Source organism: Bacillus sp. UMB0893 (assembly GCF_002858905.1).
Lineage (GTDB): Bacteria > Bacillota > Bacilli > Bacillales > Bacillaceae > Bacillus_P.
The window spans coordinates 140,577-157,294 of record NZ_PKLB01000007.1 but is presented as its reverse complement, the minus strand read 5'-3'; the positions used below and the strand labels follow the sequence as shown (position 1 = coordinate 157,294).

At 39.2% G+C, this 16,718-nt stretch carries 22 protein-coding genes; 9 read left to right on the top strand and 13 right to left on the bottom strand.

Annotation, left to right across the window (positions count from 1 at the left end; all coding sequences use genetic code 11):
* Positions 1–17: 17 nt before the first annotated feature.
* The 4 genes from CYJ36_RS24670 to CYJ36_RS16205 all read right to left on the bottom strand — a co-directional run bounded on the left by CYJ36_RS24670 (position 18) and on the right by CYJ36_RS16205 (position 5,032).
* Positions 18–434, bottom strand: coding sequence for a CotD family spore coat protein (locus CYJ36_RS24670; RefSeq protein ID WP_308315328.1), 417 nt, complete (start codon positions 432–434; stop codon positions 18–20).
* A 344-nt stretch (positions 435–778) separates the two neighbouring features.
* The gene (locus CYJ36_RS16215; protein ID WP_101568303.1) at positions 779–2,038 is read right to left on the bottom strand and encodes a ribonuclease H-like domain-containing protein; all 1,260 of its coding nucleotides are present in this window, start codon (positions 2,036–2,038) and stop codon (positions 779–781) included.
* Complete coding sequence (locus tag CYJ36_RS16210; protein WP_101568302.1) at positions 2,029–4,314, bottom strand: DEAD/DEAH box helicase; 2,286 nt, start codon at positions 4,312–4,314, stop codon at positions 2,029–2,031. Before CYJ36_RS16210 ends, CYJ36_RS16215 begins: the two co-directional genes overlap by 10 nt.
* A 217-nt stretch (positions 4,315–4,531) precedes the next feature.
* On the bottom strand, positions 4,532–5,032 hold the full coding sequence (locus CYJ36_RS16205; RefSeq protein WP_101568301.1) for a PTS sugar transporter subunit IIA: 501 nt from the start codon (positions 5,030–5,032) through the stop codon (positions 4,532–4,534).
* A 229-nt stretch (positions 5,033–5,261) separates the two neighbouring features.
* On the opposite strand from CYJ36_RS16205, the gene CYJ36_RS16200 reads away from it, so the two are divergent.
* The 4 genes from CYJ36_RS16200 to CYJ36_RS24470 all read left to right on the top strand — a co-directional run bounded on the left by CYJ36_RS16200 (position 5,262) and on the right by CYJ36_RS24470 (position 6,309).
* Positions 5,262–5,666: an Hsp20/alpha crystallin family protein gene (locus CYJ36_RS16200; RefSeq protein ID WP_101568300.1), complete on the top strand. Its 405-nt coding sequence runs from the start codon at positions 5,262–5,264 to the stop codon at positions 5,664–5,666.
* An 84-nt stretch (positions 5,667–5,750) separates the two neighbouring features.
* Entirely contained in the window at positions 5,751–5,909 is a 159-nt protein-coding gene (locus CYJ36_RS23740; RefSeq protein WP_180850374.1) for a hypothetical protein, read from the top strand.
* A 1-nt stretch (position 5,910) separates the two neighbouring features.
* Entirely contained in the window at positions 5,911–6,162 is a 252-nt protein-coding gene (locus tag CYJ36_RS16195; RefSeq protein ID WP_101568299.1) for a sigma-G-dependent sporulation-specific acid-soluble spore protein CsgA, read from the top strand.
* Positions 6,163–6,174: 12 nt separating this feature from the next.
* Positions 6,175–6,309 carry a hypothetical protein gene (locus tag CYJ36_RS24470; protein WP_257962505.1) on the top strand — a complete coding sequence of 45 codons (135 nt, stop codon included), beginning with the start codon at positions 6,175–6,177 and terminating at the stop codon, positions 6,307–6,309.
* 97 nt (positions 6,310–6,406) lie between these two features.
* Here CYJ36_RS24470 and CYJ36_RS16190 read toward each other — a convergent pair whose 3' ends face one another.
* Together CYJ36_RS16190 and CYJ36_RS16185 are read right to left on the bottom strand one after the other, a co-directional pair.
* Positions 6,407–6,700 (bottom strand): phage holin family protein, encoded by a 294-nt coding sequence (locus tag CYJ36_RS16190; RefSeq protein ID WP_101568298.1) that lies wholly within the window; start codon positions 6,698–6,700, stop codon positions 6,407–6,409.
* Positions 6,701–6,782: 82 nt separating this feature from the next.
* Positions 6,783–7,238: a YppG family protein gene (locus CYJ36_RS16185; RefSeq protein ID WP_101568297.1), complete on the bottom strand. Its 456-nt coding sequence runs from the start codon at positions 7,236–7,238 to the stop codon at positions 6,783–6,785.
* A 180-nt stretch (positions 7,239–7,418) separates the two neighbouring features.
* Between CYJ36_RS16185 and yppF the strand changes: the two genes are divergently transcribed.
* Positions 7,419–7,610 (top strand): YppF family protein, encoded by a 192-nt coding sequence (yppF, locus tag CYJ36_RS16180; RefSeq protein WP_101568296.1) that lies wholly within the window; start codon positions 7,419–7,421, stop codon positions 7,608–7,610.
* Between the two features lie 118 nt (positions 7,611–7,728).
* Positions 7,729–7,905, top strand: a complete 177-nt coding sequence (locus CYJ36_RS23735; RefSeq protein WP_180850372.1) for a hypothetical protein — start codon at positions 7,729–7,731, stop codon at positions 7,903–7,905.
* A gap of 247 nt (positions 7,906–8,152) precedes the next feature.
* Here CYJ36_RS23735 and CYJ36_RS16175 read toward each other — a convergent pair whose 3' ends face one another.
* Both CYJ36_RS16175 and CYJ36_RS16170 read right to left on the bottom strand, forming a co-directional pair.
* A complete protein-coding gene (locus CYJ36_RS16175) occupies positions 8,153–8,521 on the bottom strand; it encodes a DUF1798 family protein (RefSeq protein ID WP_180850370.1) in 369 nt (122 codons plus the stop codon).
* Between the two features lie 56 nt (positions 8,522–8,577).
* Positions 8,578–8,826, bottom strand: coding sequence for a hypothetical protein (locus CYJ36_RS16170; protein ID WP_101568294.1), 249 nt, complete (start codon positions 8,824–8,826; stop codon positions 8,578–8,580).
* 194 nt (positions 8,827–9,020) lie between these two features.
* On the opposite strand from CYJ36_RS16170, the gene sspM reads away from it, so the two are divergent.
* Positions 9,021–9,122: an acid-soluble spore protein SspM gene (gene sspM / locus CYJ36_RS16165; RefSeq protein WP_101568293.1), complete on the top strand. Its 102-nt coding sequence runs from the start codon at positions 9,021–9,023 to the stop codon at positions 9,120–9,122.
* Between the two features lie 150 nt (positions 9,123–9,272).
* Here sspM and CYJ36_RS16160 read toward each other — a convergent pair whose 3' ends face one another.
* A complete protein-coding gene (locus CYJ36_RS16160) occupies positions 9,273–10,280 on the bottom strand; it encodes a DUF2515 domain-containing protein (protein WP_101568292.1) in 1,008 nt (335 codons plus the stop codon).
* A 144-nt stretch (positions 10,281–10,424) separates the two neighbouring features.
* Between CYJ36_RS16160 and recU the strand changes: the two genes are divergently transcribed.
* Together recU and CYJ36_RS16150 are read left to right on the top strand one after the other, a co-directional pair.
* Positions 10,425–11,018, top strand: a complete 594-nt coding sequence (gene recU / locus CYJ36_RS16155) for a Holliday junction resolvase RecU (RefSeq protein ID WP_101568489.1) — start codon at positions 10,425–10,427, stop codon at positions 11,016–11,018.
* A 42-nt stretch (positions 11,019–11,060) separates the two neighbouring features.
* Positions 11,061–13,715, top strand: a complete 2,655-nt coding sequence (locus CYJ36_RS16150; protein WP_101568291.1) for a penicillin-binding protein 1A — start codon at positions 11,061–11,063, stop codon at positions 13,713–13,715.
* 133 nt (positions 13,716–13,848) lie between these two features.
* On the opposite strand, the gene CYJ36_RS16145 is transcribed toward CYJ36_RS16150, so the two are convergent.
* The 4 genes from CYJ36_RS16145 to CYJ36_RS16130 all read right to left on the bottom strand — a co-directional run bounded on the left by CYJ36_RS16145 (position 13,849) and on the right by CYJ36_RS16130 (position 16,598).
* The gene (locus tag CYJ36_RS16145; protein ID WP_101568290.1) at positions 13,849–14,496 is read right to left on the bottom strand and encodes a cupin domain-containing protein; all 648 of its coding nucleotides are present in this window, start codon (positions 14,494–14,496) and stop codon (positions 13,849–13,851) included.
* Between the two features lie 181 nt (positions 14,497–14,677).
* Positions 14,678–15,211: a YpoC family protein gene (locus tag CYJ36_RS16140; RefSeq protein ID WP_101568289.1), complete on the bottom strand. Its 534-nt coding sequence runs from the start codon at positions 15,209–15,211 to the stop codon at positions 14,678–14,680.
* Complete coding sequence (nth, locus tag CYJ36_RS16135) at positions 15,195–15,866, bottom strand: endonuclease III (protein WP_101568288.1); 672 nt, start codon at positions 15,864–15,866, stop codon at positions 15,195–15,197. The genes CYJ36_RS16140 and nth overlap by 17 nt, the downstream gene beginning before the upstream one ends.
* Positions 15,867–15,890: 24 nt before the next feature.
* Positions 15,891–16,598 carry a DnaD domain-containing protein gene (locus CYJ36_RS16130; protein WP_180850368.1) on the bottom strand — a complete coding sequence of 236 codons (708 nt, stop codon included), beginning with the start codon at positions 16,596–16,598 and terminating at the stop codon, positions 15,891–15,893.
* Between the last annotated feature and the right edge of the window lie 120 nt (positions 16,599–16,718).

The following is a 16,718-nucleotide window of genomic DNA, read 5'->3' as shown; positions in this document are numbered from 1 at the left end:
AGCTCCTACTAAAGATGTTAACGGCCGTAAGGACTAAATGGTGGTCTTGGACCGCCGCCGCAGTTGAATTGTTGGTTGGAAACTTCATTTACAAAAGATTGTGTTTGAGGGAAGTAATGTTTATGCTGGTACATCTGATGGTTAACTACAGTAGTATGAGTAGGATGAATGTGCGGAACAACTGTTGTAGAACAAATATGCTTTACACAGCATTTTGTTGGATGAACAATCGGCGGACACATATTTGCAGGTCCCATTGGCCCCATCATGCTTGGTGATACCATGCTTGGAGCTGGCATATTCGGTCCCATCGAACTAGGTGATACCATATTTGGCATATTCGGTCCCATCATGCTCGGCGACACCATATTTGGCATATTCGGTCCCATCGAACTTGGCGACACCATATTTGGCATATTGTTATTAGGCATCATGTTTGTTGGTCTCCTTTCCTTCATTTCTTATCTGTCTTACAGTGATAGTCTATGAAGAAAAGTGTGTACATGTACTGATATAAAAACCTATTTTTTACAAGAATGCATAGAAACTGTCTTTGAAGTTTGAAAAGATGAAAACTGTAGCAAATAAAACGATGAAAAACAAGTAGAAAATCCCTTTATACATATTCCGCTCACCTCAGGTAAATAGTGTGTACAGTCGTTTATTTTACACGGTTCTACACAGTTCTACAATTACCTATTTGCATCTTCGGAAAATTTCACAATATCGACAAATTTTCTGCGAAAAAGTGCTGTTTTTGCGCTTACCCGGGGAATAATTACTCAAGTTTATTTCCTAATCTCTTCATTCTTTTTAACAGTTCCATTTTTACCTTTTCTGAGTTCGTTTTTAGAGCTTGATCCTTATCTTTAATTGTTAAATAGGCAGTTGTCGCATAAGTTAGGGCAAGCTGATAGTTTTTTTCCTTATGTTCATAGTATTTGGCAAGCTCAACAGCTGCTTTTGCTTTCTGCCTCATGCTGGATCCTTCTGCCACAGATTTAAATAAAGGCAATGCTTCCTGCATGCTTTTGTTCCTTTTATAGTGCATGGCCATTTCGAATTTCGCCTCAAATTCCCTTGTTTCACTTCGGTCTGCAACAGCTTTAAATGTGTCGAAAGCTGTTTGATTATCACCTGATGCAAGAAGCCATCTGGCCACCTCAAATTGTTCTGAATCCGATGCTTCGACACCCGGGAACAAGATTCGGTATGAAAGATGAATATAAAGCGAAATCAGTGAAAGGATGTCAATTTCATTATGTGTCAGAACTCCTGAAATTTGGTCAGGATCCTGCGTTTGTACATAGCTGAAATAAATCATGGGAGCAAGGTAGCCCGGAACATCATGTTCACGCTGAATCATCAGGATTTCCCGTTCGACAATGCTGAGCTTGACAGAATCCAGCCTGTCTTTCCACAATCTTCTCGCCGCATGAAATAAATCAAAGTGGCCAAAAGCGGGCAGTCCAGGCACTAGATCCCGAACGAGCGTATGACGTGTTTTCACTTGTGGCCAGTCGAATGCTTTGCCATTATAGGTAACAAGTGTCTTTGTATTCACATCACTTAAAAAGCTTTGATACAAAGCAACTTCATTTCCCGGCTTCGGCAGAAAGTGCTGTTTCACCACAATCCTGTCTTGAAAGACTTGCGCATGTCCGAGCAGAAAAATCGTGTTTCCTGCCCCTCCCCCAAGTCCCGTTGTTTCCGTATCAAAGAAAAACAAGTCAAATGAATCGTGGTCTTTACTGGACAGTGGATGTAAACTTTCACTATTATTCCACAGAGAAACGGCTCTGTGAAATTCTCCAAGCTGATAGAGACCATGTTGATAATCGAGCGGATACGTTTTTTCTCTAACAAAGCAATATTGCCCATCAAACCAAAACGGCTTCGCATCTAGGTTTTCCCACTTCTCTATATACGGAATTTCATCTGTTTCTCTCTTGTCAGAATGGATTTCCTCTGAAGGTGCAGAATTCTCAGCAAGCGCCATATGAGATTTTAAACGATTTAACTTTCCTTTTAATGACAAGAATCTTCTGCTCCTTTTAATTGAAATAATAGACGAAGGGTATCTTCTTTTTGGTGTTCTGAGCCTTCCAGTCCTGTACACGAAGGACAGCCAGATTCGCAAGGACAGCTTCGGATCATGGTCAAAGCCTCTTCAAGCACCGTCTCCATCGTATCGTAAACTTTGTTTGCAAGTCCGACTCCCCCTGGATAGCGGTCATAGAGGAACACGGTCGGCTTTTCGTTATGAGTCGCCTTCAATTGCGGAATCACGCTTATATCAGAAGGATCACACATTACACTTAACGGAACGATATGATTTAGAGCATGTGATATACCAAGAAGTGCTTCCTCGAGCCTATCCTTTTTCATTGCAGCTGTAAGTTCATCTGATAAGCTGATCCATGCTGCATTTGTATGAAGCTCTTCCTCAGGGAGGTGAATCGGTCCAGAGCCGATATTTTCATGTGTATCGAATTTAATTTTTTTAAAAATGGTGGCCATCGCCTGAACGGTTACATCTCCAAATCCGAGCTGATGAGAATGCTTTCTTCTCGTTTTATCTTCTTCAAGTACCTTTAATTGAACGGCGAGATTAGCGTCTGTAAAATAATCAGCATCCACTTCTCTGACAAAAGCTTTTTTTTCTTCCCAATCAAGCTTTTCAACCTGATATTGAATCCCCTGGTGCAAATAGATTGCTTCGTCATGCAGCAGTGTCATCGCACTGAACCTGTCCATTTCTCCAATAACTTTTACATGTGCAGTATTTGACTGATCAATGATAATGACATTTTCCTGTGAGGCTGACCTTAGACTGATGTTATGAGCCGGAAAGGAATCGTTCATCCAATGATACCGTTCACGATTATAATAAAGGACTTTTTCTTCTGTCAAAAACTCAAGGATATCTTCAAGTTCTGTATTTCCAAAGGTTTCGCCTTGTTTAAATGGCAGCTCAAAGGCAGCACATTTTACATGATCAACTAACACAATTAGATTATCAGGATTTATGATTGCTGTTTCAGGATTTTGCTTAAAAAAGTAGTCTGGGTGCTGAATAATATATTGATCAATAGGAGTTGATCCGGCCACCATGACAATAAGCGCCTCACCGCTTCTTCTTCCCGCTCTACCTGCCTGCTGCCAGGCACTTGCAATGGTTCCTGGATATCCGGTCATAATACACACTTGCAGCTGTCCAATGTCAACGCCAAGTTCTAAGGCATTCGTACTGACGACACCAAGAATTTCACCATTCCTGAGGCCACGTTCAATTTCACGCCGCTGCTTCGGCAAATAGCCTCCGCGATAGCCGCGAATGGTCTGTTTCCCTACCTCTCCTTTTATGAGCTCCTGCAAATAAGTTAAGATAATTTCAACTCGCACTCTGCTTCTTGCAAAGACAATAGTCTGTATTTTATTTTTTAAAAGTTCGCTTGCAATCTTTCTGACTTCGAGCGTTGCACTCTTTCTAATATTCAGAGGTTTGTTAACAATCGGAGGATTGTAAAAAAGAAAATGCTTTCTGCCTGATGGCGCACCGTTATCATCAACAAGCGTCATCTCTGTTTCCAGCAGATTTTCTGCAAGCTCTTTCGGGTTTGCAATTGTAGCAGATGTGCAAATAAACACAGGACTGCTTCCATAAAACTCGCAAATGCGTTTTAATCGCCTTATGACATTTGCAACATGACTGCCAAAAATCCCTCTATATATATGAAGTTCATCTATGACGATATATTTTAAGTTTTCGAAAAGGGAAACCCATTTTGTATGATGCGGTAAAATCGCAGAATGGAGCATATCAGGATTCGTCATCACAATATGACCCGCTTTACGGATTACGTTTCGAATCGTTGGAGCAGTGTCCCCGTCATATGTATAAGAATTAATATTTACGCCTAATTCAGTGATTAGCTCGTTCAATTCACTTTTCTGATCTTGCGCAAGTGCTTTTGTCGGAAACAAATAGAGTGCTCTGCTCGTTTCATCATCCAGAATTTGCTGAAGAACCGGCAAATTGTAGCAGAGAGTTTTCCCTGATGCTGTAGGCGTTACCGCAACAAAGCTTTTTTTCTTATTTGCAAGCTCATAGGCCGTTGCCTGATGAGTATATAATTGCTGAATCCCTCTTGCCGATAGAGCATCAGTTAATCGATGGTCAACACCAGAAGGCATTTTGACTGTCTTCGCTTCTCTTGGTTCGATCGTTTGGGCATGTACAACCTGATGTTTAAACTGGTCATCCTTTTTCAGGAAATCAATGATTTCTGCCAGTGACTGCTTACGTCGCATTCGTTTCACCTCTTCTTCCATTTTAACAGAATAAACGTTCGATTTTAAGCAGAATCAATATTTATTAATGGAGGAAAAGAAAACCAAGACTTTGCAATTAATGACCAGAAGAAACGCGCTGAAGCCGGACGCAGATACCTATTTTCAATATCCACAGCCTTTTTCCTTTTATAATTTCCTGAAAAATAAAGAAAAAGCGGACCGCAGCCCGCTTTCCTCATTTCACTTTTACTTCAAGTACTTTTGCACTGCCTCGTGCAACTTGACCTAAATCTGATTTTACAACATTTTCAATGATATCACCGTTTGTGATGATGATTGGTGTAATTGTGCTAGCCGCTTTTTCTTTTATCAGGTTAAGATCAAACGTAATTAATTTATCACCGACTTTTACTTTGTCGCCTTCTTTTACAAATGCTTCAAAGCCTTCACCGTTCATAGAGACAGTTTCAAGGCCAATATGCAGAAGAAGTTCCATACCTGTAGCACTTTTTATTCCGATCGCATGCTTTGTATGGAACAGCTGAATAATTTCTCCATCTACTGGTGAAACAAGCACTCCCTCAGCAGGCTCAATCGCCATTCCGTCACCCATCATTTTTTGAGAAAAAACCGGATCTGGAACATCTTCAAGGTTCAATAGTGATCCTGTCAGAGGAGCATATACCGTTTCCTCAGTTTGTTTTTCTGTTTTTTTGCCAAATAGTTTTTTAAGCATTTTCATTCTCCTTTTAGTTTAAGCTACTATTATTAGAAATACCCTGTACCCCTGAAATTAAACGCTTACCGCACTGCCTGACCTAGTAAAAACATCCATCCAATGCAGATTCAATTACCCGTCCCCTTTCAATAAACACCATTATTTAACCATAAAACGCTTAAATCAAGCAACCAAATCGGCCTTTCTTTCATACTTTAGCGTAAAAGAATACTTGGAGGGTCTAACAATGAAGGAAAACGATCAAAAGCGTTTTTTTGAAATAGCTGAACGCTTCTTTAACGATAATCCCCTGAAGGAATATACAAATGAAATAAAACAGCAATTCCAGCAAGGAATGAACATCCCTTACATGAACATCTCAGTTCTTGAAGAGGAAAACAAATTTATTGTTAAAGCAAAGCTGCCCGGCATAAAAAAAGAACAAATTCACTTTGACTTGCATGAACGCTATTTAACCATTACGATAACACATTCTGAAAAAGCCGAAGTTCGGCAGCCAAACATGTATAAAGCATCTCATACACATAAAAAACTATCAAAAACCGTTTTATTGCCCTTTGAACCAGATCGAAATGTACTCGAAGCTTCAATTAAAGATGAAAGTCTGATCATTTCATTTCCTGTAAAATAATAGAAGTTTCCAAATCCCTGACCAAAAATTAACACTATAATTTGACCGGACCTATAAGAAACTAAAGGCAGGAGGTGCTGGACCATGAAAAATGAGCACACAACAAGAATTAGCGCTGAACCATCGGAATCCCCAAGGCTGGTTATAAAAACAAATTTAGATGCTTCATCCCCTGCTGAAGAGAATCCTTATTATGAGAAAAGCGATAAAGAAAAAGCAAAAGCCTATTTTGAGGAGCAGTAAAATGGATAAATCATTAAGCTATTTGCGTGAAGTCTTATCAAATTATTTAGACGAGCATGAGGTAAGCAGACATTTGTATCAAAAGCTCTCGAAGCACTCTTTTGAAAATGAAGAACAATTTGCCAGAGCTTTATCTAATAAGGAACAATCCTTCTTGAATCAAATGCTTCCCCATGAAATCAAACATGCAATGGGAGAGCAGGATTACTTGCGTGCCGGCCAGCTCAATGAAGTGTATGAACAATTATTATAGAGGTGTACTTTTATGAAAAATCAAGGAACAAAACAATACAGCAATACCGATATTAGCAAAGTAAAACAGCTCAATGCCGAGTCCGGCATGTCCTATCAGGAAGTGAAGCAGGCACTGGCCGAAAAGTATATTCAGAATAAAAAGTGAGTTAGAGCCGTTCTGACCAAGGAGTCAGGCACTGGAATAGGTAATTTTTTTCCTGCAGCATAAAAAAACGCGTGAGATAGACTACACGCGTTTTTTCTTATTCTTTTTGCTCATTGGATCTTTCGACAACAGATTGCTTATATGCTTGATGAGTCGTAATCGCTGCCCCGGCTGCAATAAATCCATTTGCAATGCTGCTTACCGATAATCCGAGTGTGAAAATACTGGCTAGGATGCCTGCTCCAAGCAAGATCCAAATGATCATCCAATCTTGCACTTTAGGTGTTCTTTTCAATGCATATCCTAAAATCATTAAAGCCGGAACGACAATTACTAATTGCGGATGGACACTAATCTGATCGAATATACCTGATAGTGCGGATGTAACCATTTTTGATCTCTTCCCTTCACTATGCTTGGATTACTGGAATTTCTTAATCTTCGGTAAACATGCAGATATCTTTTTTCAGCCACTACACTTTAAACATCGAAGTTACACCTTTTACTAAGGAACTCATTTGATTCACAGCTCCCATCATCTGTCCCGCTGTGTCCATTACTTTGTTGAAATCCATTTGCCCGTCCGGTTTTTTGAATTGCGACATAACGGTTGAGATTCCGCCTGTTTGATTTTTCGGATTTGGCATTGGCTTTGGATATGGATTAGCATACATGGACTGTGCAGGAAAATTTTGAGGCTGCTGGGCATGATATCCTTGCACCGGATACCCATTCATTACAGGCGGCAATTGACTTTGCTGATAAAAAGCTTGAGCTTGATTATGCGGCATTTGTTGATAATTATGTTGACCCTGAGGCAAATATGTCGGGTTTTCATATGGCAGGTATCCTTCGTATGGATAATAGTAGCTGATTCTTTCTTTTCTTCTTCTGTGATTTTTAAACGATTCTGGTCCACTCGAAAACATTTTAATTCCCCTTTCTGGTACATTAGGCTATTTCATAGGTATGCAAAAAAAACGTCTTCGTGCTTGACTAATTGAACTGATAAATGTGTCAATTTATGTCGGAAGTCTAAATTTTACAAAAAATTCACAATAAAAAATGACATGTTACTATATGGATAAGGGAATGGGAGGAGATTTAAGATGAATTTGGAAAGCATTAAATCTGTATTTTTCGAAGCTAAGCAATATGAATCAACAAGCATGAGTGAGCTATTGAATTTCATTAAAACCATGTACATCAAAGGCGACTTATCCATCAGCGAGTACAGAAAAGCCGTTATGCTGCTTGAAACGTCCGAAACATCTAATCCCGAACAAACAACACAAGTATAGTTATTTTCTTAAATCAGCGAGGAAGCCCCTCTCTGATTTTCTTTTTTTAATACATAAAGCACTCTATTTGAAACCATATTAGTAATGGATTCTTATTTATAATATGGAGGTTTTCTAAATGGGAAGAGGCAAGGATTTCAATCACCAGAAAAAGGGACAGGATCGGACAATTTCAAAAAAAGGACAGCCTGTGCCAGCTAAACATTCAAAGGATGTTGAATACGCAATTGAACCCGTCGCAAGTGAAGGAGAACCTGCTGTTACCTTTCAGGAAGCTCGTGAAATTGATGAGTAACTGAATTCTATTAGTTGAAAACCGGTGATACTTTCGCCGGTTTTCTTTTTTCCAGTAAAAGCAAATAGTGCAGTTGCCTAGGTTCAGGACAGACTGATAATGCTCTGACCGCGGATTTAGGAAGGTTAGCTGAATATCAATGCTCCGAAATTTATATCATGTAAATGTAAAACCATGATGCACTTTTTTCTACTGTGAAGCACTTTACGACAATTCTATAGTCTCTTAACAAAGAAAAAGCCCCTATTTAAACGGAGCTTTCTTTACGTATATGATCGATGACCTGTTCAATGACATAATCAACAGATTGCTTCATGTTTTTAAATCGGATCGGCTTTGAATCTTTATAAAAGGATTGCAGCACCAGCTGTTCAAAGTTTTCTACTGTGGAATCAATCTGAACGGGAAAAAGGTATTTCGGCCTTGCATCTATCCGCCATTTCAATACGTCTTCCTTCCATTCATTCATGGTTTTCATTGCCTCTTCAAATGCAGGCTTTACTTCATTAAAAAAATCAACCTCTTCTTTCTTTTTTGCATCATTTTCAAATCGGCTGACACATTCGCCTGTTATATGAAGAAGTTTATTCGAATTGTTAAGAATTTTGTTTTCCATGTTCCGTTCACCTCTATGGGGTATCTTACCAAACATGGACATGAAATGCCATCGTTCTAATAACTCAATCGATATGAGGCATGCGCTATGGAGTTTGCATCTTCCCTGTTCTTTTCATCCTGAATAAATTGCTGCAGTTCAAATAAATGCTGATTTGCGCTTTCCAGATTTTCAGAAAATTCCTCTTCACTCTGACATATGGTTTCTGATACTCTCTTCTGTATGGCAAGCTCTAATTTCGTCATCTCTTCATCAAGTTCCATTAACAATTTTTCAACAACCATTTTAGGTACGAGGTGCTCCACGCTGACTCCTCCTTTCAATCTACCGTTACTATTCGAGAAGCTTCTCCTCCCTCCCTTCAAGAGTGACAAAACTAGTTCGCATTCGGCAAAGAAAGAAGAAAATATTGGAAAAAACGTATTTTTCGACACCTTCATATGCGACAAGAAGTATGAAATGTTTCTGCGTGCAAACAATACGATTAGGAGGTGTTGACATGGCAAAAGAAACGAAAAAGAAGCAGCAAAAACAAACTCAGCAAACTTCGAAGAATGATTTAGATAAAAAGCTTGGAGGGCCAAATCGCCCTTCGACTTAATGAAAAGAAGCTGGGTAAAGTTTTTTTTAGCAGTAAGGTTAGTTGGGTTTCAAAACGATTGAATCTGCTCTTGCACATCGATAAGAAGCTCCAAATCTGATTGTAAATCTATATTGGTTTTAGAAAAGAGCCTAAAAAAGCAAGGATGCATTAATCCTTGCTTCTTTTTCCTTTGCTGAACAAGTACTCCTTTAATAAGGCAAAGGCATGCATCTCATTTTGTTTTTGCCGAAGCCAATACGTAAAATCTGTTTTTTTCGGTTTAGCCAGGGGTTTATACCATTTCTTCACTGACTGGCCATGAAACCAATTTCTCTCTTTTACGTCTAATTGGTGAGAGATTACCGGAAAGGCTGTTCTTAGAAAAGGTGAAATCCGTTTACAATCAATATCTGAATATTTTTCATAATCATACCTGGAACCCGTATGAACATTCCTTTCTGAAAAAGCAAAAAATCTTGAATAATAGTCTGGATGAAAAAGCAGCCATGATAGATTTCGCCCAAGTTTAATCCGGCTGTCAAGACTTCTGAAATTGTGCACGGAAAATCCAAATAACCTGCCTTCTATAGTCGGAAAAACGACTGTGCTAAAATGAAAGAGGTCCTGAAAAAGAAAAAGAGGCGAGTGAAAGACCTTTTTCTTGAAGATAGACTTTTCAATTATCGGCTTCTGGATTAAGTTCTGTTCATTGATTATTAATGAGGTCATCAGTCTTTCTTCCTTTTTCGTATTCCAGAAAAAAAACCATTCCTTTATCATAAATGAAGAAACATGGAACTCCTTAAGCAAGTGAAACATCGGACGCTGCAGTGTTTTTGAGATCTCGTATAGCATCAGCTGAGGATATGCATCAGAAAAAATAAGCCAGTTTGCATCCTCATACGTTAAAAACAAAGCTTTAATCATTTTTTTATTTAAAACTTTTTGAAACCAAGTGCCTTTTAAATCCGTCATACAGTAGCCGGCATTTCTGGAAACCATGCTTGCAAGGAAAGACCATTTAATTTCAGGGTTTCTTTTATAATATTCTTGATAACTTTTTGTTCTTGAAATATTGTCGTAATTTTTTCTTGCTGTCGTATTCTTTATAAGTGCTATAATATTATTTTCTTCCTTTGTTCTATGAATGGCTGCTTCAGAGTGAAAGTCGTGCATGTCGTCACCTCACTTCTATAGCGTATCCCAGAAAAAGCTGTAGTACACATACGCGACGTTAACAAAATCGAAACTTTTTCGCCATGTCTTTTTCATTTTTTTTGATATGATAAGTAGTAGTTTTACCTGAGGAGGGAAGAAATGATTTTTCGTTATCCTAACGGAAAAACGTATAATCCAAGTTCGGCTTCTCCTAAAGAGCGCCCTCAAAAAGAGACTTACAGCAATAGAGGGATGTCACTTGAGGAGGATTTGAACGAGACAAATCTTTATTATTTAGACAGAGGAATCGCTGTTATTCATAAAAAACCTACCCCTGTTCAAATTGTAAATGTTGATTTTCCAAAACGAAGTGCAGCTGTTATCAAAGAAGCCTATTTTAAACAATCGTCAACAACAGACTATAATGGTGTTTATAAAGGGAAATATATTGATTTTGAAGCAAAAGAAACTCAAAGCGCCACTTCATTTCCGCTTCAGAATTTCCATGAACACCAAATCAGGCATATGAAAATGGTGCTGGATCAAGATGGCATATCCTTTGTCATTCTTTCTGCCTTCCAATCATTTTATTTAATGGAAGCAGCCATACTCCTTGAATTTTGGGAAAGAAAAGAAAGCGGCGGCCGAAAATCGATCACAAAAAAAGAAATCGAGTTAACAGCCCACCCTATTCCGCTTGGCTATCAGCCTAGAATTGATTATATTAAGGTATTGGAAAAACTATATTTTCTCTAAATCCTTTAAAGCGGATCTTGTAAATGAAAGGTTGGAAATGCAATGTCAGATCAATATAAAAGCCGTGAAGAGCGCAGAAAGGCGCTATCACAAAACAGCAAAAGCAAAAACAAAAAACCAAATAAACCAGAACGAGGTTCCATTTGGAAACGAATTCTATTCATCCTCGTCTCCATCGGACTTATTGGCATGATTGCAGGCGGAGCGACCTTTGCCGTTATCGCAGCCGGAGCACCGAAGCTAGATGAGAAGAAATTAAAGGATTCATACTCTTCAACGATTTTTGATAAAGATGGAAATGAAATAACCGAAGTCGGCGCTCAAAAACGAACCTATATCTCATATAACGATATTCCCAAAAAGCTTGAAGAAGCCGTTTTAGCAACCGAAGATGCCCGGTTCTATGAGCATAGCGGGGTTGACATCATCCGCCTTGGCGGGGCTGTAGTTGCCAATGTCACACAAGGTTTCGGCTCACAGGGCGGAAGTACCATCACTCAGCAGGTTATTAAGAATTCATTTTTCACACATGAAAAAACTATCACCAGAAAGGTTCAAGAACTTTGGATGGCCTTTCAATTAGAACAAAAATATTCTAAACATGAAATTTTAGAAATGTATTTAAATAAAATCTACTACCATCCTGAATATTACGGAGTAGGCAAAGCTGCAGAAGGATTTTACGGCAAAGAACTTAAGGATCTTGAATTGCACGAGGCTGCAATGCTTGCCGGCATACCGCAAAGTCCAACTAGATTTGATCCGAGAAAAAATCCTGAAGCTGCTGAAAAAAGACGAAACATCGTACTTAATTTAATGGTAAAGCAAGGATTTATTACAGAACAGGAAGCGGAAGAAGCGAAAAAAGTTCCTGTCCAGTCTACAGTCGTTGCTGAAAAGGAAAAATCAAATCCATACAGCGCTTACGTGGAAGAAGTCATTGAGGAAGTAAAAGATAAGACGGATATCGATGTGAGCTCAGCTGGCGCAAAGATCTATACAACACTCGATACAAATGCACAAAAATATGTAGAGGACCTGTTAAATGGAAATGAAATCAGCTATCCTGACGATAACTTCCAGGCAGGTGTAACCCTCATTGATACAGAATCAGGCGAAATCCGCGCAATTGGCGGCGGACGCAATCAAAATGTCGGGGACTTCAACTATGCAATTGATACGAGAAGACAGCCTGGGTCCACCATTAAGCCTGTTCTTGATTATGGTCCGGCCATTGAATACTTAAAATGGTCGACATACGAACAAATTGTTGATGAACCATATACTTATTCAAACGGAGTCAAAATCAATAACTTTGACAGAAGCTTTAAAGGACAAATGACAATCCGCGAAGCTCTCGCACAGTCCCGGAATATCCCTGCTTTAAAAGCGATGCAGGAAGTAGGACTTGATAAAGCACGCGATTTTGCAGTAGGACTTGGCATACCGCTCGAAGAGGAAATTCCGGAAGCCTATGCAATTGGAGGCTTTAGAGACGGCGTCTCCCCTCTTAATATGGCAGGAGCGTTTGCTGCTTTTGGCAACAATGGAATTTACACTGAGCCTCATGCTGTTACAAAAGTGGTTCTCAGTGACGGGACAGAAATTGACCTATCTCCTGAACCTGAATCAGCCATGAGCGATTATACGGCTTATATGGTAACGGATATGATGATTTCAGTCGTAGAGAGAGGAACAGGAACTGCTGCAAGAGTTCCTGGCGTAACAGTGGCGGGGAAAACAGGTACAACGAACTTCAGTGATGATGAAAAAGCAAAATACGATGTACCTGCAGGCGGTGCAAAAGACAGCTGGTTTGTGGGCTACACCCCAAAATATGCAGCAGCTGTGTGGACTGGCTACATGAAAAATGATGAAAAAATGCATTTGACGAAAACCGACCAGCAGCTTGCAAAAAAAATCTTTAAAGAAGTCATTTCTGAAGTCTCAGATGGTGACAGTTCTAATTTCAAAAAGCCAAATTCTGTTTCAAGGGTTACGGTTGAAAAAGGATCTAACCCTCCGAAACTAGCGGGTGAATTTACACCTGATAATAAGAAAATCAGTGAGTATTTTGTAAAAGGCACTGAACCTACAAAGGTTTCTGAAGAATATAAGAGAATTGCGAAGCCTTCTGACTTCCAAGTCGATTACGATCAGGAGAAGAATGAAATTCTCCTTAGCTGGAACTATACCGATGACCTAAAAGATGCCGTATCGTTTGAAATCAGTCAATCCGTTGATGATGGACCTGCACAAGTCATCAACAAAACCAAAGATACAAGTATGGTCATTCCTAATGCCGTACCTGGGGCAACCTATAAATTCCAAGTTTCAGCAGTAAGCGATGATGACAGCTCAAACCGCAGCGATGCCGCAGCAGCTGTTCTCAAAGTTCCTGAAGCCATCATTGAAGAACCAGTTGAACCGGAAGAACCTGAAGAAGGTGAAGAACCGGAAGACGGTGAGGGATTACCTGATGAGGGATTACCTGGTGAAGGTCTCCCTGGTGAAGGTGATGGAGATGACGGCGGAGATGGTGATGGAGAGCAGCCGCCTGTTGAACCTGGTGAAGGCGAAAATCCAGAAGATCCAGCCAACCCGATTGTCCCCCTTCCTCCTGGTAATGGAAATAATGGGAATGGGAATGGAAATGGCAACAATAATAACGGAACTACAGAAGGAACAAACGATTAATAAGCCTATGAACCCCCTGCTTTTTTGCAGGGGGTTCTGTTATTTAAGTAGAAAGTTTTAGGATCCTTTTTAAAGGTAAAAGACAAATCTTTTTACCTCCTTCTTCTTGTTGTTAGCTTATTTAATTTATCTTTTAGGGCCAATATTGCTGATGCTGAGGGAAATATGGAGTTTGTTGGAATTGCGGTATATATTGCAGCTGTTGATACTGCGGATTTATATTTTGTCGTGGTATATTTTCATATTCTCTGTTGCAGTTCTTGTATGGACCTATATATGTTGTGGGTTTAACTGGTTCAATTGCTTGTTTCCATTGACTTTCATCCATACAATACGTATGCGCCATGATATTTGCAGGAGTGAATTTTAATAGGTCAGAACCTAAAATCACTTCTGGAGTTGATGCATCAAAGATTGCCAAAAGATGAGTATTATCAACTGAAGCTACCTCATAATGCCACCAGCCTTGTGGAACATTTGCCACTTGTCCAGGTGTAATTGAGAAATTCAGAATTTGTTTTGTAAATGGATTCAGAATTGATACAATTGCAGCACCAGAAATACAATAGACTAGCTCAGCTGCATTTTGGTGATAATGCGGTTCTACAACATTATCAGCACTTAGAAAAATGTCCAACAGTGACACATTTTCCAGTGTATTCAACTGTTTTACACCTAATACATTAATATAATTTTTGTTATCTTTTCTGAATAAAGGACTTTTATTAACATCAAACGTGTATTGAACGGATGGAGATGTATAATCCATATATGAAACCATAACCTCACCACTCCTATTAAGTGTAAGAGAAAACTTTATAGGCATGTTATGCACTTCCAATTAGTTCCGTGAATTCAGTTTAATAGGAGTGCGAAACATCATGGATAATAATTATTCAAATATCGTCAAGCCCTATAACAAAAAAAGCGCACGGACCTATACTGATCCATACGCATAAACTTTATAATTTGTTCTTATTAGTCATAGCATTCTTTTTATAGAACTGCTTAAGTGTTTCTTCTATAAGCTGCTGCAGCTGAACAAATGAATGATACTGCTCAGGCTTGGAAATAAGATATATAAGCCTTTCAGCTGCGTTGATTGGTTTAATTTGCAGGCTTCCCATATCAGAATGCATTACATCCAAATGATCGACAGGTCTATCGTTGCTCCAATTAAGCAGACAGATCAGGATAGAGATTCCATGATTCATATCCGCTTTGTCTGCGTTTCTTGCTTTCGCTTGAAATTGGTTTATTATTTTGAGCTGAACGGCATCCCATTCCTTCAGCAGAAGCGGCACATATAATGCTGAATTTGTCCATGGAGAGATTGCCATATCTATGTTGGCTTTTGCACAAATATCATAGAAAAAAGGATTGTTTCTTAATACTTCTTCGATTGAATTTCCAGAAAGGTCAGAAACGCATTGCACCTTTTCTGAAAAAAATGGTTCATATCTAAAGTCTTTCGGAAGTTCAATTGACGGCAGCATGTGTTATGCTTCCTTTTTTCATTCTCTTTTGGCCTTCTCTGCACATGTGAAGGAGCGGACATTCTGTACATTTAGGTGCCTGGGCTTTACAGTGATATCTGCCGAAGAAAATCAGGCGATGATGCGTTATCGACCATTCATCCTTTGGAACTTTTCTCATCAGCGTTTTTTCCACCTCAAGCACTGAATCTTTCCATTTGCAAATCGCGAGCCTTTTGCTGACTCTTTCAACATGTGTATCAACAGCAATTGCCGGAACTCCGAATGCTACAGATACAACGACGTTGGCCGTTTTTCGGCCTACACCGGGAAGCTTTGTCAGTTCATCACGGTCTTTTGGTACAATTCCCCCATATTCTTCAAGCAACAGCGTGCAAAGCTTTTGAATATTTTTCGCTTTATTTCGATACAAGCCGATTGACCTGATATCATTCTGCAGTTCTTCTATTGATACAGATAAATAATCCTCAGGTGTTTTATATTTTTCAAAAAGCTGTTTCGTGACCTTGTTTACAAGAACATCTGTACACTGTGCAGACAGTGCAACAGCGATCACCAGCTCAAAAGGGTTGCTATGTTTCAATTCACAATGTGCATCAGGAAACAGCTCTCCCATCATATCAAGAGCTTCCCTGATTTGTTTCATATTCAGCATGATATCACCTGTTTAGTTTATGATTTAGCTTTCCAGCCAATTATAAAAAGGCACTTTCCGTTTATATTCTTCGTCGCTGCTTTGATTTTGTTTGGCAGGCTGAGCCTGATGCTGGCGGAATCGTTTTCCATAATTCCTCGCCTGATCAATCGTTCTGATGCCATTTTTCTTCCATTCAAAAAGAATTCTGTCAATATATCTGAAATTCAATTTTCCGGATATCACAGCTTCTTTTAATGCGGCTTTAATAATGAGCGGATCGTGATAATCCTGATCCATCCAAATCGAAAGCGTCTCAACTTCAAATGGTGAAAGAGGCCTTCCAAATTCACTTTCAAATACAGGATACAAATTAATGTTATCCTGCTCCTGTTTTTCTTCTGTTTTCTTCTCATTTTTAGACATCATAAATTCGTACAATTTTCCCCAGAGAGGTTTTAAAGAATACCGTTCATACTTAATGGAAGATTGTTCATATTCCTCGATGTCCAGAAATCCTCTTTGCATTAAGCTTCTTAAAAGGGAGGTACATGCAGATGTCGTGATGGACATATGATTTGAAAGTTCGTTCGGGGTAGGAAACTGATTTCCGCTCTGAAGATGCAGATTGACTTGCAGCAGTAAAATCAGCTCTTCTTCTTTTACTCCAAGCTGATGGTAGTACATGATTAAAGACGCAGGAACAGATAAGGATCCATGCTCTTGCATCTGAACAAATTGTTCTTTCTTCAATTCGAGTCACCTCTCCTGAATAGTATAACACGTCCTCCCTGAAAAACGCTGCATGTTTTCCATTAGGATCTTGTTACCAAAGCGGGGGCAACTATTCAGCGCTCAGCCGCCAAAAAATCT

Bases quoted from the DNA above. Each gene is read 5' to 3' on its own strand.
- CYJ36_RS16145 (WP_101568290.1), bottom strand. From the start codon at position 14,496: ATGGTTTCATATATGGATTATACATCTCCATCCGTTCAATACACGTTT.
- CYJ36_RS16210 (WP_101568302.1), bottom strand. From the start codon at position 4,314: ATGCGACGTAAGCAGTCACTGGCAGAAATCATTGATTTCCTGAAAAAG.
- CYJ36_RS16195 (WP_101568299.1), top strand. From the start codon at position 5,911: ATGGATAAATCATTAAGCTATTTGCGTGAAGTCTTATCAAATTATTTA.
- CYJ36_RS23740 (WP_180850374.1), top strand. From the start codon at position 5,751: ATGAAAAATGAGCACACAACAAGAATTAGCGCTGAACCATCGGAATCC.
- CYJ36_RS16185 (WP_101568297.1), bottom strand. From the start codon at position 7,238: ATGTTTTCGAGTGGACCAGAATCGTTTAAAAATCACAGAAGAAGAAAA.
- CYJ36_RS16200 (WP_101568300.1), top strand. From the start codon at position 5,262: ATGAAGGAAAACGATCAAAAGCGTTTTTTTGAAATAGCTGAACGCTTC.
- CYJ36_RS16205 (WP_101568301.1), bottom strand. From the start codon at position 5,032: ATGCTTAAAAAACTATTTGGCAAAAAAACAGAAAAACAAACTGAGGAA.
- CYJ36_RS24470 (WP_257962505.1), top strand. From the start codon at position 6,175: ATGAAAAATCAAGGAACAAAACAATACAGCAATACCGATATTAGCAAA.
- CYJ36_RS23735 (WP_180850372.1), top strand. From the start codon at position 7,729: ATGGGAAGAGGCAAGGATTTCAATCACCAGAAAAAGGGACAGGATCGG.
- CYJ36_RS16175 (WP_180850370.1), bottom strand. From the start codon at position 8,521: ATGGAAAACAAAATTCTTAACAATTCGAATAAACTTCTTCATATAACA.
- CYJ36_RS16190 (WP_101568298.1), bottom strand. From the start codon at position 6,700: ATGGTTACATCCGCACTATCAGGTATATTCGATCAGATTAGTGTCCAT.
- CYJ36_RS16150 (WP_101568291.1), top strand. From the start codon at position 11,061: ATGTCAGATCAATATAAAAGCCGTGAAGAGCGCAGAAAGGCGCTATCA.
- yppF (WP_101568296.1), top strand. From the start codon at position 7,419: ATGAATTTGGAAAGCATTAAATCTGTATTTTTCGAAGCTAAGCAATAT.
- nth (WP_101568288.1), bottom strand. From the start codon at position 15,866: ATGCTGAATATGAAACAAATCAGGGAAGCTCTTGATATGATGGGAGAG.
- CYJ36_RS16140 (WP_101568289.1), bottom strand. From the start codon at position 15,211: ATGCTGCCGTCAATTGAACTTCCGAAAGACTTTAGATATGAACCATTT.
- CYJ36_RS24670 (WP_308315328.1), bottom strand. From the start codon at position 434: ATGATGCCTAATAACAATATGCCAAATATGGTGTCGCCAAGTTCGATG.
- CYJ36_RS16160 (WP_101568292.1), bottom strand. From the start codon at position 10,280: ATGCACGACTTTCACTCTGAAGCAGCCATTCATAGAACAAAGGAAGAA.
- sspM (WP_101568293.1), top strand. From the start codon at position 9,021: ATGGCAAAAGAAACGAAAAAGAAGCAGCAAAAACAAACTCAGCAAACT.